We start from the raw sequence: 13,511 nt of genomic DNA, 5'->3' as shown, positions 1-13,511 counted from the left end.
CTGTTAGTTTTCTAACAACAAGATTTATTCTCACTTTATAATTATAATAAATAATGACCTAAACAGAAAGTAATAAGGTTTTAAAAATCTAAACTTTTTTAGAACAAGCAATAAGACATCTTCTTGAAGTATTAATTTAATAGATATAAGACAGTTTTGATCGAATTGTAGCAAAACTTAATGCACAAAATTGATAGCGCTTTCATAGTTAGTTAATCTGAAACTAATACAAGAAAAGGAGATGATCTAATGAGTTTTGAAGGAAAGTTTGTTGTAATTACTGGTGGTGCTGGTGGAATTGGACTAGCTACTGCCCAGCAATTTTTAGCCGGTGGAGCAAAGGTGTTGTTAGTAGATTTAAAAGATGAGGCGTTGAAAGAGGCAAAATCAAAGCTTAATAACGCTGATAATGTTTATACATTTTCAGCGAATGTTTCTAAAGAAGAGGAAGTGAAAGCTTATGTTGATTACGCAAAAGAAGTATTTGGTAAAATAGATATATTCTTTAATAATGCTGGAATCAACGGGCCGTTTAACATGATAACAGAGCTTGAATCTAAAGATTTCGACGCAGTAATTGATGTGAATGTGAAAGGTGTATTCTATGGATTAAAATACGTTTTAAAAGAAATGAAATCGCAAGGTAGTGGCGCAGTAGTTAACACTGCTTCTTTAGCAGGAATGATTGAGACTCCTGGAATGGCAGCTTATGGGGCATCGAAGCACGCTGTTATTGGCTTAACAAAAACTGCCGCCAACGAAGTAGCTGGTGAAGGAATTAGGGTTAATTCTGTTTGTCCTGCCCCAGTGGACACAAATATGATGCGAGCAATTGAGACGAATATGAACCCTGACGACTCAGAAAGTGTAAAGACGGAGTACTCCAATTCAATTCCATTAAAACGTTATGCGGAAGCTGAAGAGATTGCTAATGTTGTAATATTCTTAGCTTCTGACGGTGCTTCCTATGTGACCTCAAGTCATTACACAGTAGATGGAGGAATGACTCCAAACTAAGAATCTCTTTTATACACAGCAGCTGGTGTGAAACTAATAACTCGCAGTAGCTGCTGTGACATGTATTCAGGAGACTCTTGAAAGCCGCGCTTAATCCACTCGATAACTATCCCGAAAATACCATATGCTCTGAAAATAATGAATTGAGACAAATTTGTTTTCTCTTTAGTAGAAGGCATTAAATATTTTAAATCCTCTTTGAGCAAAGTTGTCATCTCATCTATCATTTTTTGCTGAAACTTGGATAAAAAGCGTGAACGAACAATTAAATTAAAGAAATCCTTGTGCTCAAGAATATATTGAAAAATTGCGATTGATGAGGAGGAAATGTTTGCGACATTATAATGGCGAGCATAGATATAAGGCGCTCTAAATGCCTTAATTAAACCTTTAATTTGGTCTTGCTCTAAATCAAAAAGAAGAGATTCTTTATCTTGAAAATGGCGGTAAAAAGTACTGCGACTAATACCAGCTTTCTTCACAATGGATTGTACAGTCAGCGAATCAAATCCCTCCTCATTCAATGAAATAATCAAGGCATCTTGTAAGTTTTTTCTAGTCCTATAAGAGCGTGCATCAGTCATAAATCCCCCCCTTTTTTTTAATTATATATTATTACATGAAAAATCACTTGCAAAATAGTTTCCTATGAGAGAGAGGTAATCAATCTAGGTGAATATTTTCCTTGAAAGAATTTTCAGTTAAAATAGGTAATAAATCATAAAAAGGAGTGTTTTGAATGGAAGAAAAAGGCTGTATTAAATGTGGAGGAACAGAAGCGGATACAAAGGAAATTGCTGCATCAGGCACCGGGCTTTCTAAAATGTTTGATGTGCAACACAATCACTTTGTAGTGGTATTTTGTACCAATTGTGGGTATTCGGAGTTATACAACAAAAAAGCTTCGGCAAGTTCCAATGTGATTGACTTCTTTTTTGGTGGATAATTATTTTAGTTGAATGATATATAAAGGTTGCTCACTTAACTTAATCAGAGTGTTACAACTAGTCTGGAGGTAAGTCGTGAATAAAGTGATGATGCAGTTAAAAACGATGAAAAAGCAAAACTATATCTTTTACACCACGGTGTTATTCATTGTCATTGCATCTATCGTTTTCGTGCATCACAATCATGGGCTTTATGATAAACCGATTGGAGTTGTAACGGAGGTAAACCTCATAAATGAAGAACCTACGACAGACCGAGCAGGCAATGAAGATACTAGAGGTCAACAAGAACTCTATTTAAAGTTACAAAATGGCAATCAAAAAGGCGAACAAGTCACAGTAATAGATGAATTTACTGGTTCCAAAGCAACAGGAGATCGTTACCGGACCGGAGACCAATTATTTCTCTCTATAAATGGTGAAGAGGCGAGGGTAGAAGGAGTTAAAAGGGACTATTATTTAGTTTATGTTGCGTGGTTTTTCATCTTTGCATTATTATTAGTTGGAAAAAAACAGGGGTTAATGGCTTTGCTTAGTTTGGCAATCAATTCCTTGATTCTATCATTTGCTTTGGATGCCTTTATTCAAACGTCGAACGTTAGTTTACTGTTTGTCTCTCTCATTTGTATTGTCTTATTTACAGTGATTTCCTTATTGATGGTGAATGGGCGTTCGATTAAAACATATGCGGCAATCTTCGCCACACTTTCTGGAATGTTAGCTCTTTTGGCGATTACCTCTATTTTATTATACGTAACAGGAGGCACTGGATTAAGGTTTGAAGAGATGCAATTTTTAACGAGGCATCCGGAAGTAATCTTTTTGGCGGGAGTATTAATCGGAGCTTTAGGTGCAGTTATGGATGTTGCGATTACGATAACTTCATCTTTATACAACCTTTTTGAAAAGAATAATAAAATAACGTTGGAACAGCTGAATTCTTCTGGAAAAGCGATTGGAAAAGATATTATGGGTACGATGACGAACATTCTATTTTTTGTTTATATTAGCGGGTCCATTCCGATTATTATAATTTATATTAAAAATGCAGTACCTTTATCTTTTGCTCTTTCCCATACGATTTCCTTAGATATTGCTCGAGCACTTGCTGGTGGGATTGGTATTGTAGTGACCATTCCTATTGCAATCTACATTATCAATTATTTGATTAGCCGAAAGCAGGTGAGATCATGAATGTACTATGGCTTTTGGCGCTGATCCTTCTTAGTCTTATGTATTGGGTAGGTGGAAAACAAGGTGTGAAATCTTTCTTTACGATTTTCTTCAATTTTTCCATTATCATCGTAGCAATTATATTTATGGCTGATCCTGCTAGAAACCCTGTTATATTAGCTTTATTAGCATGTGTAACGATTGGGTATGTTAATTTATTTTTCCTGAATGGAAATAATGTCAAAACAAAAGCTGCTTTCCTATCGTCCATGCTAACAATTGCCGTGTTGATGATCGGGATTTATTTTATAACTGAATTAACCCACATTCAAGGATTTGGGGAGGAAGAAGGAGAAGAGATTGCGGCTTTATCAGTAATGATTGGAATTGATTTCGTTCAACTCATGGCCTCAGTTATTATACTTAGTACTATTGGTGCGATCATTGATAATGCTATTTCCATTGCATCTCCAATGAATGAAATACACCGTTACCATCCTAACCTTAAGCGCAAAGAGCTATTTCGAAGAGGGATGGCTATTGGAAAGGACATATTAGGAACAAGTGCTAATACAATCTTCTTTGCCTTTTTTGGTAGTTTTCTCGCCTTACTCGTCTGGTTTAAAGACCTTTCTTATAGTTTTGGTGACGTGGTGAATGCCAGGGTCTTAAGTGCAGAATTAATTACCGTGCTATTTGCAGGGGCTGGTGTTGCTATCATTATTCCTGTTACAGCTTGGGTAACAGCATTCGTGCTTGAAAAGGGTTGGTTTAGAGGGAAAGAGGGTGAAGGATAAAGGGGATTAGTAAGTAGGTGGAGTGGTAGTGGGAGTCTTAAAGGAGTAGGTGCTCTCGTATTAAGGGGAAGTCATAGCCATGATGGTGTGATGAGCTATTTGCCGGCAAATAGCTCTGTTTACCTGAATAAGTGTCATGTTCACCTGAATAAGGCGCTCCTCCGCCCGAAACGGGAGCAGTCCACCTGATTAAGCTGCTTATATACCTGAATACGAGGTCCATTCGCCCGAAACGGAATCTGTGTGCTTGTCAGACATCAAATCTATCGTATAAAAAGCAGTCAGCAAGAATGGTGCCGGGTGGTCTTTTCCAGGTCTTTCTTAAGGGATAATGCCCTCTAATACATAAACAGAGCTACAATAAAAAACATCCCTAGCATAGCGAACCCTATTGCTGCTAACAAGAAAGGATTAAATGTGCTTGTTTGTTTGGATTCAGGTTTTGATGCTTGATTGGAACCAACTGTGGTTAATTTTCCAGGAGCAGATGTACCATAAATTGTCGGTCGTGGCACGGATCCCGATGTGAAAGCTTTGATGACTAATGGAATGCAAGCTCCTACTCCTACAATCAATAAACTAAAAAGAAATCCGGTTGATCCTAATAAAGCGGACATCAATCCTATAATAGCAAGTGCAGTTATAATAACAATGAGGTTCATGCGTTTCATACTCATTCTCCTTTTGGTGAATCTGACTACTTCATATTCTCAATTTTATTTGAAATATGGGAAAGTGACAACTCTACTAGCTTTAAAGTAAGTAAGAAAACCCAAGTCACGCAAATATAAAAAATTATGCTTGTAAATAAAAGGTGGTAATCGGAAGAAAAATGAGCGTATAATTTTTCGCTTATTCCTATAATTGTTGCGGCTATCGTGTACCTTAAAATTCGTGAACCTACGTTAATATGATCTACGATAAAAGAAACAGGAATACCAACTATAATATAAACAAATGTTACTATAAAATAAATGGGAACAAAAATTTGTAAATAAACATACTCACCGCTTATTAATATATTAGGTATAAGTGGTATATAAAGTATAATTGGTGTTAAAAAAGCAGCTAAAAATCTTTTCAAAGAAGCATCTCCAACTCTTTTATTTTTAAAATAACATAATAGTACTAGGAAGAGAAATTTATCCATGAAAAGAAAGTTTTACTTCCATCTATCAAAGTGTTATACTACTTAAAATCTTAAAAGCTGTGATAAGAAGAGTAAACATGCAAGGACTCTGACAGAGAACTCCGTGAGCTGAGAAGGAGTGAGTGACCTTTTATGTTGAAACAAGTCTTGGAGCTATGTATGGGAACCTTAATCGGGGATTGTACATCGTTTGCTTACGTTATAAAGCTAAGGTATAAGTAGGAGTTTCTCCTGCCGTACCTGATGAGGATTACTTGGCAACAATTAATCAAATTGAGGTGGCACCGCGACATTCGTTCGCCCTCGAGACTACTAAAGTCTTGGGGGTGTTTTTAGTATGTGGCGATGTCGAGTCATGAAGTTGTTTTCTAGTTGGAAATTTCCTGCAATTTTACTGTTTGGGATTGGGTTATCTTCTATTGGATCATGGATTTATTTTATTGCACTTAATTTAATTGTATTTCAAATGACTGGATCAGCTATGGCTGTTGCCGCTTTGTATATCATTCGTCCGTTTGCGGCTATTTGTACCAATTTTTGGGGTGGAAGTTTAGTAGATCGAGTAAATAAAAAATATGTGATGGTTGTGTTAGATGTTTTACAATCTCTGTTTCTGTTGTTGATGGTTATATTTATTACGAATCTACCTGTCATCTATTGTGTGGTATTTGTGTTAACTATGATAGAAACATTGTATAGTCCAGCTTCCTCCAGTTATATTACTCGTTTGATCCCAAGAGAGCAACGTCAACGTTTCAATGCATTAAGAAGTTTGCTTGATTCAGGTGCCTTTCTGTTAGGACCTGCGATTGCAGGAATATTATTAACGGTTGGTTCCCCAATATTCGCGATTTATATCAACGCTGGAACCTTTTTCATATCCGCTATTGTGACGATTGTGATGCCTAACGTAGAAAAGCATCTAACGAAGGAAACCACAATGGAACGCCTTACTTTGAAGATGTTGAAACATGATTGGAAGGAAGTAGTTATTTTTAGTCGCCTTTATTCTTTCATAACGTTGATTTATTTACTGTTCGGAATCTTTGTAGTGATGCAAACGGCAATTGATTCTTTGGAAGTAGCATTTTCTAAAGAGGTCGTTGGTTTAACAGATTATCAATATGGTGTTCTAGTAAGTATTGCTGGAGCTGGGATTCTAATTGGTGCAGGGGTTAATGTGGTTATGGTAAGCAAGCTATCGATTCCGTTTTTAATGGGGATTGGCTCGATTATGGTATCCGTTGGTTATATTTTGTTTGCCTTTTCTAATACTTTTTTGATGGCAAGTGCCGGTTTTTTTGTATTAGCTTTTTTTAATGCGTTTGCCAATACTGGTTATCAGACTTTCTATCAAAACAATATTCCGGTTGAACAGATGGGGCGAATCCGGAGTTTATATGGGTTAGTGGAAGCAGTTTGTATTATTTTTATGACAGCTTTAATAGCACTCCTCTCACACTTGGTATCTGTAGGTGTAGCAGTAATATTCGGTTCTGTTGTTATATTATTTGTAACAGTCATGCTCTTACGATTAGTTCGTATCAAACATTGACAGTTTTAAGTCAATCTTCAAAGAAAATGACTAAAGTGATTTTTTTGTGTATTCAGATAACGATTTGTCAGTTAAAATAAGTCTATATAAAAATTTACATAGAAAAGAAGGGTGTTAAGATGAAAAGACTTTTATTTATAAGCATGATAGCTTTTGTATTAATATTGGCGGCTTGTCAAGATGATGCGGCTGAGGAGACGGATGAAACGGAAGAGGATGTAGAAGAAACAGAAGAAGAGTCAGAAGGAACAGAAGGAGAATCAGAAGAGGGATCAGAAAGTGCGGAGCAGAATGAGCTGGAACAAGAACTACAAAATCATATGAATGTAGATGCATATATTCCAGATCCTGATGATTTGACTGTCGGTGTTGCAACAGTAGGAAATGGTTTTCCTGATGAAGGGGAAAATGAAGAAACATCACCAGATGGCGACCCAACTGAAATGAATGTTACTTATTTACGATCAGGGGAACCAGATGCGGTTAGTGACGAGGAACAAGCTGATTGGGAAGAAATGGCCCAATCGGAAGTAGTATACGGGAGTCTTCATCAAGACAGGGAAGATATTTTATTATCTGTGCTGACAGAACCACACGACTATATTCAAGACGCACAAGTTATTGAATTGAACGATCAAGAAGTAGATTTTATGATCCATGAAGCAGAAGACTTTGAAGTGGCGATTTTTGGAACCTCCTTTAACGATTTACATTATATTGTAGAATATTACTTAGTGGACGGTGAAACCGAAGAAGATGCAAAAGCGTTTATGGAAGATATCATTGAAAACATGCAAGAGGAAGCGTAACTAAGGAGACTTGTGTATGTGGGACTCGTTTCATGTTTTGAAGACAGGGGATGGACAACAGCGCTCTGCCTATGAAGTGTTGAAAGAAAGCTGCTTATTTAAAGATTTGGCGACATATAACCCGACATTATGTGGCACATATCCATTAGGCATTCATATAAATGGCTCAGATTTGGATATTATTTTAGAAGTAGATCACTTCACAATATACGAACAAAAAGTAAAAGCATTGTACCATATGAAAAAGGGCTTCTCGATTCATTCGAAGGTTATTAGGAACAGGGATGTTCTGAAGGTTAATTTTATAGAAAATGGATTTGACATTGAATTGTTCGCACAGAATCAACCTGTAGAAGAACAAAAAGCTTATGTACACATGTTGATTGAAAAGGAATTACTAAAAAGGGACCCTAGTATAAAAGAAGATATTATTCAATTGAAAGAACAGGGGTATAATACGGAAGCTGCCTTTTGTAGAGTTCTAGGCTTAGATGGTGATCCATTTGAAAAATTAATTGAGTATGGTGTGAGAGAAGAAATTATCTAAGTGAATACTAACTTAATAACTAAATTAAATTACCTCACTTTTGTGACTATTTAAACATTACCTTTTACTTATATAAAGACTAAATATAGGTAATAAGATGACGATATTACTAATGTTTGAATGAAAGCATGCAGAAGGAGGTAATTTTTTTGAGAAAGAAAGGAAGTATTCAGAAGAAAATTTTGATATTCGTTCCATTTATGATCATAGCTATCGCTATATTATCGTACTTCAGCTACTCGTTTGCTAAAAGTGAGTTAGAAGAACAAATAGATGATAAGATGGATTATTTATCTAATGAAGTAATACTAGAAATGGATTCCAGGTTAATTGGTCACCAACGTTTAGGTGAAACATTAAGTTCAGTGGTATCTAGTTCAGGGATGGAAATGGATCAAAGTGAATACGAAGATTTGTTTGAGAGATTTTTGAATTTGAATGAAGATACGTTTGGTATGGGGGTTTGGTATGAACCTTATAGCTATGAATCGGATGAAGAGTATTTTGGCCCTTATAGCTATAAAGATGGCGAAGAAACCGTTTTTACCGATGAATATGAGGATTCTAGTTATGATTACCCAACGCAACCTTGGTACATGGTAGGAATGGAATCTGATGGACTTGCATGGACAGAACCTTATTATGATGAGGCTCTTGATACAGTGTTGATCACAACCAGTATTCCGTTCACAGGCGAGAATAATCAGACTGGTGGTGTAATTTCTAGTGATATAGATATTGGTCAATTACAAGAAGTTGTTCGAACGATAGACACTGGATACAGTGGGCAAAGCTTTCTCATTGGCGCGGAAGGCCAGTTTATTGTTCACCCTTCAGAAAATAATAGTTTGGATATGCAACTTGAAGAGGACGAAGAACTTCAAGCGCTTTCCACAGTAATAGAAAGTGAAAATTCAGGTGTACACTCTATTGAAACAGCAAATGGGGATGCTAGTGTTTATTATGAAACTCTACCTAGAACAGGATGGACATTAGGTATGGTGATTCCTGACCGCGAAGCATACGCAACGTTAAATGACTTACTTATACAAATTATCACATTGTCACTAATAGTCGTTGCATTATTTACAGCTTTTTCAGTGATTTTTGCTAGAAAGTTAACGAAGCCTATTAAATCATTAAATGAAGAGGTTAATAAAGTGGCTTCAGGGGACTTATCTGTACATATCGAGTCGAATTCAACAGATGAAGTGGGCCAACTTACAGCCAATTTTAATGAGATGGTAAGTGGATTACGTGATTTGGTTACCTCTGTAAAATCATCTGTTCACACAGTAAGTGATGCAACATCACAACTAAGCGCAGTGTCTGAAGAAACCACTGCAACAAGCGATGAGATCGGTCGAGCGATGGGAGAATCTGCGAAAGGAACAAATGAAGCTGCTGGCTATGCAGAGCGTACGAATGAATCTGCTTTATCACTTTCCAACCAATTGTCTAACATTGTTAGTCAGACAAATTATTTAGCTAATCTATCAGAAAAAGTTCAACAGGTGAATAGTGATGGAATGGATCAAATGAAATTACTTAGCGAAAAATCAGAAGAATCTACTGATGTAGTGCACTCTGTTGAGAAAGTTATCCACAAATTATCCACTGAAATGGAGCGAATCGGTAAAGTGGTGCAAACGATAAGCAATATTTCTGATCAAACCAATTTGTTAGCACTGAATGCTTCTATTGAAGCTGCTAGAGCTGGAGAGCATGGGAAAGGGTTTGCGGTAGTAGCTGAAGAGGTAAGGAAATTAGCAGAGGAAACTTCAGCTTCAACAGAGGATATCCGTCGCAATATTGAAAGTGTTCAACAGGAATCAGAAGAAGCGGTGACTTGGATTACCACCTCTCGTAAAATTTCTGACGAGCAAAAAGCATTGTCGGATGAATCGATGAAAGCGTTAGAATCGATATCCATTGAAAACAATGAAATGGTAAAATCTATCGAAGAAATTGTCCAAGAACTAGGAAACGTAGATTCTTTCAAAGAACACGTGGTGGAGTCAATTAGCCATATTGCTGCTATATTAGAAGAAAATGCAGCATCGGCTGACCAGGTAGAAGCGTCTGCCTCTGAGCAATTAGAGGCACTGCGCTCCCTTACTACTTCTGCAGAAAATTTACAGGAGTCTGGTGAAGAATTAGATCAATTAATTAAAAAGTTCCAAACATAATTATGCAATACCCCTCTAACAAAGTTTGGAGGGGTATTAACGTTATATAGAAACTAAGCATACCTTACTCTTAGTTATTTATCCCAAACTAGGAAGTGATCAAGTGTTTTATCATGTTAAAGATCTGCAGTATGAAGCTAAACCAGATCGACCAGACGCGTTATTCGCAAAGCAACTCCAAGAAATTTTAGGTGGACAGTATGGTGAAATTTCTGTTGCGATGCAGTATTTGTTCCAAGGTTTTAATGTTCGAATGGATGGTAAATATAAAGATTTATTGATGGATGTAGGAACGGAAGAGTTGGCTCATGTAGAGATGCTAGCAACTATGATTGCGCGTTTATTAGATGACGCGCCGATAGGAGACCTAGAGGAAGCTTCGCAAGACCCGGCAATGGCAGCTATCTTAGGTGGGATGAACCCTCAACATGCGATTGTCTCTGGATTCGGCGCAATGCCAGTAGATAGTGTTGGCAATCGTTGGTCAGCTGATTATATCGGTGCGAGTGGAAATTTAATTGCTGATTTTCGAGCGAATGTCATGGCAGAGTCTCAAGGTAGGCTTCAAGCTAGTCGACTATATGCAGCAAGTTCTGACCGTGGTGTTCGAGATATGTTATCCTTCCTCATTGCTAGAGACCGTATGCACCAAAACATGTGGTTAGCTGCCTTACAAGAGCTAGAAGAAAAAGAAGGGGTCATCGTTCCATCGACATTCCCTTCTGAAGATGAAAATAAATCCGTAGCTTATGATTTTTATAATTTATCATTAGGGGATGAAAGTAGTGCTGGTCGTTGGGCTCATGGTCCTAGCATCGATGGCTGCAGTACGTTTAAGTACATTCAGAATCCTAAACCTTTGGGCGGGGTTCCGCATTTACAAGCTGCTCCACCTTATTCGTTTAATACAAACCCACATATTCCACCACAGTTATGTTAAAAAAGTTCCAGTTAGTGGATTGATTGGCTAACTGGAACACTTACATAAATAATCATGGATATATATGTTAATCTAAATAGTAATACGACTACTTTTTGTCCGAAAAGAGAGGGACTGTTGATGCATATATCCGAATTAGATGGATCTAAATTAACTGATGAACAACGAACGAAGCTTTTATTTCATGGGATAAAAGACGATGGTAGAAGTGGAGATTGTATTTTCGTTGTCGGAAGCAGTAAAGCTACGGTTTACCGACTCCCGAAAGCTGTTGAACTATACCACGCTGGGCGAGCGGACAAAGTTTTGTTTTCCGGTGGAGTGACCTGGCCGGAGAATCCTGCGACAGAAGCCAATATGTTAAAGGCTGAAGCGATAAGAATGGGTATACCTGAACAAGATATTTTAGTGGAAAATCAATCGACTCATACAAAGGAGAATGTATTAGCCTCTTTACTTGTGTTAGACCGAGAGTTTTATTTAAATCAAGTGAATCGTTTGCTAGTCGTAACATCCGCCTATCATATGAGACGGCTCCATTTAACCTTACAAACTTACATGCCGAGTTGGGTGGATTTTACTTTATGTCCAGTGAATGATCAGAATAGTAGAGAAGATAATTGGTTCTTAAACCGAGCGGGAAGAGAACGGATTATTGGTGAATCGAATAAATTGATTGAATATGTGAAGCAAGGAATTTTGGTTGATCAGGAGATTGATTTTGGCTCTTAAGTGTGCAAATTCTAAAGCCTCTCAATCACTGGTGACATATTTGAGAGGCTAAAAACCTAGAAATAGTATTAAAATTTTTCATCTTCTTCTAATAAGTGGGGGCTCCAGTTATCTTTTGGAAGCTCTGTTACGATTTCTAGCAAATTCCCATCAGGATCTCGAAGATGGATAGTTTTAATCCCCCAATCAGGGCGTTCGGTTAATTCATTTACGATCGTCACGTCCTCCTTGCGCAGTTTTTCAACTAATTTTTCTATGCCATTTTCTTTACGGAAAATCAATGCAAAACGGTCCTGTGCGGGAGGTGTGGATGGAAGATTTTCAGTATGTACTGCTTCTGCCATCTCTTTTCTACTGAAAATCGCAAATATCTTTCCATTACCTGCTTCAAAACTTGCATACCCACTACCAATTTCTCCCCATGTAACATTTAATTCTAGTATTTCCTTATAAAATTGAAAACAAGCATCAAACTTAGTTACTAAAAGACGAGTATTGTCTAATTCCATAAAACCACTCCTAGCATTTATTAATATTAATATAACAATATATGGATTTAAAAGGAAGAAAGTAATCAAATGTCGAATTTAGATAGAGTAACAGTTTTGGAGGAATTGAAATGATTAGGTTAGAATATTTTACAAATAAAGATTATGACCGTTTAATTAACTGGGTAGAATCAGCGAGATTTATGATGAAATGGGGAGGGCCCGGTTTTACTTTCCCTTTAACGAAGGAGCAGTTGGATGAGTATACAGAGGAAACGAATGAAGTCGGAAGTAGTCGTTATGTCTATAATGTAGTATATACGAAAACGGAAGAGGTGATCGGACATGTTTCATTAGGGAAAATCGATTACTTCCATGGTATTGCTAGAGTTGGAAAGGTTCTTGTTTCACCAAATGCTCGTGGGAAAGGGTTCACGAAGTATGTTATGGAAGAAGCATTAACTGTTGCTTTTGATGAGTTAAACTTACATCGAGTCAGTTTGGGTGTGTTTGATAATAACCAACCTGCTGTTAAAGCTTATGAGTCGTTCGGGTTTGTGAAAGAAGGGTTACTCAGAGATGCTAGACGCTTTGGCGAGGAGTACTGGGATCTTTGGGAGATGAGTTTATTAGAAGATGAATGGCGTACCATTCAAAATAGGAGGAATAATAATGAATCCATTTAAGGAACAAGTTCTAGAACATTATGAGGCATCCATCGTATTTGTAAAACAATTAGAAGAGATGGATGAACATTTATGGAGACAGCCGATTGCCGAGGGGAAATGGTCTGTTGCGGAGATTGTCAGTCATTTCGTCCCTTGGGATTCCTTTATTAACAATGACCGTTTGCCATATTTAAATAGCGATACGCAACTTCCATCGGCACCAGAAGTGGAAGCAATAAATTCAGAAGCGGCCGAACGTGCTCAGAAAGAAGACCAATTAGAAACGATAAATAGATTCGTTGAGATGCGAAACGAACTAATTACAAGTTTGTCTGAAATCTCGGATAACTACTGGGAACAAGATCTGCAGTTAGGCACGAAGCAATTGTCCTTAGTCGAATACTTTGAAGGATTAATTCAACATGACCACCACCACTTCGGCCAAATTGAACATGTGATTTTAAAAGGGGAAGAAGAATAAAAATAAAGTTGAATATGG

General features: G+C 37.2%; 16 protein-coding genes and 1 other annotated feature. Of the genes, 12 read left to right on the top strand and 4 right to left on the bottom strand.

From position 1 onward, the window contains the following. Positions 1-249 precede the first annotated feature (249 nt). Positions 250-1,017 carry an SDR family NAD(P)-dependent oxidoreductase gene (locus G532_RS0104415; protein WP_027963715.1) on the top strand — a complete coding sequence of 256 codons (768 nt, stop codon included), beginning with the start codon at positions 250-252 and terminating at the stop codon, positions 1,015-1,017. On the opposite strand, the gene G532_RS0104410 is transcribed toward G532_RS0104415, so the two are convergent. After that, a complete protein-coding gene (locus tag G532_RS0104410; RefSeq protein WP_027963714.1) occupies positions 1,014-1,601 on the bottom strand; it encodes a TetR/AcrR family transcriptional regulator in 588 nt (195 codons plus the stop codon). The genes G532_RS0104415 and G532_RS0104410 overlap by 4 nt on opposite strands. 155 nt (positions 1,602-1,756) lie before the next feature. On the opposite strand from G532_RS0104410, the gene G532_RS0104405 reads away from it, so the two are divergent. The 3 genes from G532_RS0104405 to G532_RS0104395 all read left to right on the top strand — a co-directional run bounded on the left by G532_RS0104405 (position 1,757) and on the right by G532_RS0104395 (position 3,934). Continuing rightward, complete coding sequence (locus G532_RS0104405; RefSeq protein ID WP_027963713.1) at positions 1,757-1,963, top strand: zinc ribbon domain-containing protein; 207 nt, start codon at positions 1,757-1,759, stop codon at positions 1,961-1,963. A 76-nt stretch (positions 1,964-2,039) separates the two neighbouring features. Next, positions 2,040-3,158: a YibE/F family protein gene (locus tag G532_RS0104400; RefSeq protein ID WP_245570110.1), complete on the top strand. Its 1,119-nt coding sequence runs from the start codon at positions 2,040-2,042 to the stop codon at positions 3,156-3,158. Beyond that, positions 3,155-3,934 (top strand): YibE/F family protein, encoded by a 780-nt coding sequence (locus G532_RS0104395; RefSeq protein ID WP_027963711.1) that lies wholly within the window; start codon positions 3,155-3,157, stop codon positions 3,932-3,934. The genes G532_RS0104400 and G532_RS0104395 overlap by 4 nt, the downstream gene beginning before the upstream one ends. Before the next feature lie 338 nt (positions 3,935-4,272). On the opposite strand, the gene G532_RS0104390 is transcribed toward G532_RS0104395, so the two are convergent. Both G532_RS0104390 and G532_RS0104385 read right to left on the bottom strand, forming a co-directional pair. Beyond that, the gene (locus tag G532_RS0104390) at positions 4,273-4,605 is read right to left on the bottom strand and encodes a hypothetical protein (protein ID WP_027963710.1); all 333 of its coding nucleotides are present in this window, start codon (positions 4,603-4,605) and stop codon (positions 4,273-4,275) included. 26 nt (positions 4,606-4,631) lie between these two features. After that, positions 4,632-5,018, bottom strand: coding sequence for a hypothetical protein (locus G532_RS0104385; RefSeq protein WP_027963709.1), 387 nt, complete (start codon positions 5,016-5,018; stop codon positions 4,632-4,634). Positions 5,019-5,134: 116 nt separating this feature from the next. Further along, positions 5,135-5,392: a binding site (T-box leader), on the top strand. Between the two features lie 29 nt (positions 5,393-5,421). On the opposite strand from G532_RS0104385, the gene G532_RS14745 reads away from it, so the two are divergent. From G532_RS14745 to G532_RS0104355, 6 genes are all read left to right on the top strand, one after another. Beyond that, entirely contained in the window at positions 5,422-6,639 is a 1,218-nt protein-coding gene (locus tag G532_RS14745; protein WP_156882534.1) for an MFS transporter, read from the top strand. 119 nt (positions 6,640-6,758) lie between these two features. Further along, the gene (locus G532_RS0104375; RefSeq protein ID WP_027963708.1) at positions 6,759-7,448 is read left to right on the top strand and encodes a hypothetical protein; all 690 of its coding nucleotides are present in this window, start codon (positions 6,759-6,761) and stop codon (positions 7,446-7,448) included. Between the two features lie 16 nt (positions 7,449-7,464). After that, entirely contained in the window at positions 7,465-7,995 is a 531-nt protein-coding gene (locus G532_RS0104370) for a DUF4269 domain-containing protein (RefSeq protein ID WP_027963707.1), read from the top strand. Between the two features lie 149 nt (positions 7,996-8,144). Beyond that, the gene (locus tag G532_RS0104365; protein WP_027963706.1) at positions 8,145-10,184 is read left to right on the top strand and encodes a methyl-accepting chemotaxis protein; all 2,040 of its coding nucleotides are present in this window, start codon (positions 8,145-8,147) and stop codon (positions 10,182-10,184) included. A gap of 103 nt (positions 10,185-10,287) precedes the next feature. Continuing rightward, a complete protein-coding gene (locus tag G532_RS0104360; RefSeq protein ID WP_027963705.1) occupies positions 10,288-11,124 on the top strand; it encodes a manganese catalase in 837 nt (278 codons plus the stop codon). Positions 11,125-11,244: 120 nt separating this feature from the next. Next, the gene (locus G532_RS0104355) at positions 11,245-11,856 is read left to right on the top strand and encodes a YdcF family protein (RefSeq protein ID WP_027963704.1); all 612 of its coding nucleotides are present in this window, start codon (positions 11,245-11,247) and stop codon (positions 11,854-11,856) included. 68 nt (positions 11,857-11,924) lie between these two features. Here the strand turns inward: G532_RS0104355 and G532_RS0104350 are convergent, their stop codons facing one another. Next, entirely contained in the window at positions 11,925-12,365 is a 441-nt protein-coding gene (locus tag G532_RS0104350) for a VOC family protein (protein ID WP_027963703.1), read from the bottom strand. Positions 12,366-12,475: 110 nt separating this feature from the next. On the opposite strand from G532_RS0104350, the gene G532_RS0104345 reads away from it, so the two are divergent. Beyond that, positions 12,476-13,030, top strand: a complete 555-nt coding sequence (locus G532_RS0104345) for a GNAT family N-acetyltransferase (RefSeq protein WP_027963702.1) — start codon at positions 12,476-12,478, stop codon at positions 13,028-13,030. Next, positions 13,017-13,493 (top strand): DinB family protein, encoded by a 477-nt coding sequence (locus G532_RS0104340; RefSeq protein WP_027963701.1) that lies wholly within the window; start codon positions 13,017-13,019, stop codon positions 13,491-13,493. Before G532_RS0104345 ends, G532_RS0104340 begins: the two co-directional genes overlap by 14 nt. Positions 13,494-13,511 lie beyond the last annotated feature (18 nt).

Source organism: Halalkalibacillus halophilus DSM 18494 (assembly GCF_000423105.1).
Taxonomy (GTDB): domain Bacteria; phylum Bacillota; class Bacilli; order Bacillales; family Alkalibacillaceae; genus Halalkalibacillus; species Halalkalibacillus halophilus.
The sequence above is the reverse complement of the archived record's forward strand: the minus strand, read 5'-3'. Positions and strand labels throughout refer to the sequence as shown.

Coding starts and splice junctions, on each gene's coding strand:
- G532_RS0104415 (WP_027963715.1), top strand. CDS start 250: ATGAGTTTTGAAGGAAAGTTTGTTGTAATTACTGGTGGTGCTGGTGGA.
- G532_RS0104410 (WP_027963714.1), bottom strand. CDS start 1,601: ATGACTGATGCACGCTCTTATAGGACTAGAAAAAACTTACAAGATGCC.
- G532_RS0104405 (WP_027963713.1), top strand. CDS start 1,757: ATGGAAGAAAAAGGCTGTATTAAATGTGGAGGAACAGAAGCGGATACA.
- G532_RS0104395 (WP_027963711.1), top strand. CDS start 3,155: ATGAATGTACTATGGCTTTTGGCGCTGATCCTTCTTAGTCTTATGTAT.
- G532_RS0104390 (WP_027963710.1), bottom strand. CDS start 4,605: ATGAAACGCATGAACCTCATTGTTATTATAACTGCACTTGCTATTATA.
- G532_RS14745 (WP_156882534.1), top strand. CDS start 5,422: ATGTGGCGATGTCGAGTCATGAAGTTGTTTTCTAGTTGGAAATTTCCT.
- G532_RS0104375 (WP_027963708.1), top strand. CDS start 6,759: ATGAAAAGACTTTTATTTATAAGCATGATAGCTTTTGTATTAATATTG.
- G532_RS0104370 (WP_027963707.1), top strand. CDS start 7,465: ATGTGGGACTCGTTTCATGTTTTGAAGACAGGGGATGGACAACAGCGC.
- G532_RS0104355 (WP_027963704.1), top strand. CDS start 11,245: ATGCATATATCCGAATTAGATGGATCTAAATTAACTGATGAACAACGA.
- G532_RS0104350 (WP_027963703.1), bottom strand. CDS start 12,365: ATGGAATTAGACAATACTCGTCTTTTAGTAACTAAGTTTGATGCTTGT.
- G532_RS0104345 (WP_027963702.1), top strand. CDS start 12,476: ATGATTAGGTTAGAATATTTTACAAATAAAGATTATGACCGTTTAATT.
- G532_RS0104340 (WP_027963701.1), top strand. CDS start 13,017: ATGAATCCATTTAAGGAACAAGTTCTAGAACATTATGAGGCATCCATC.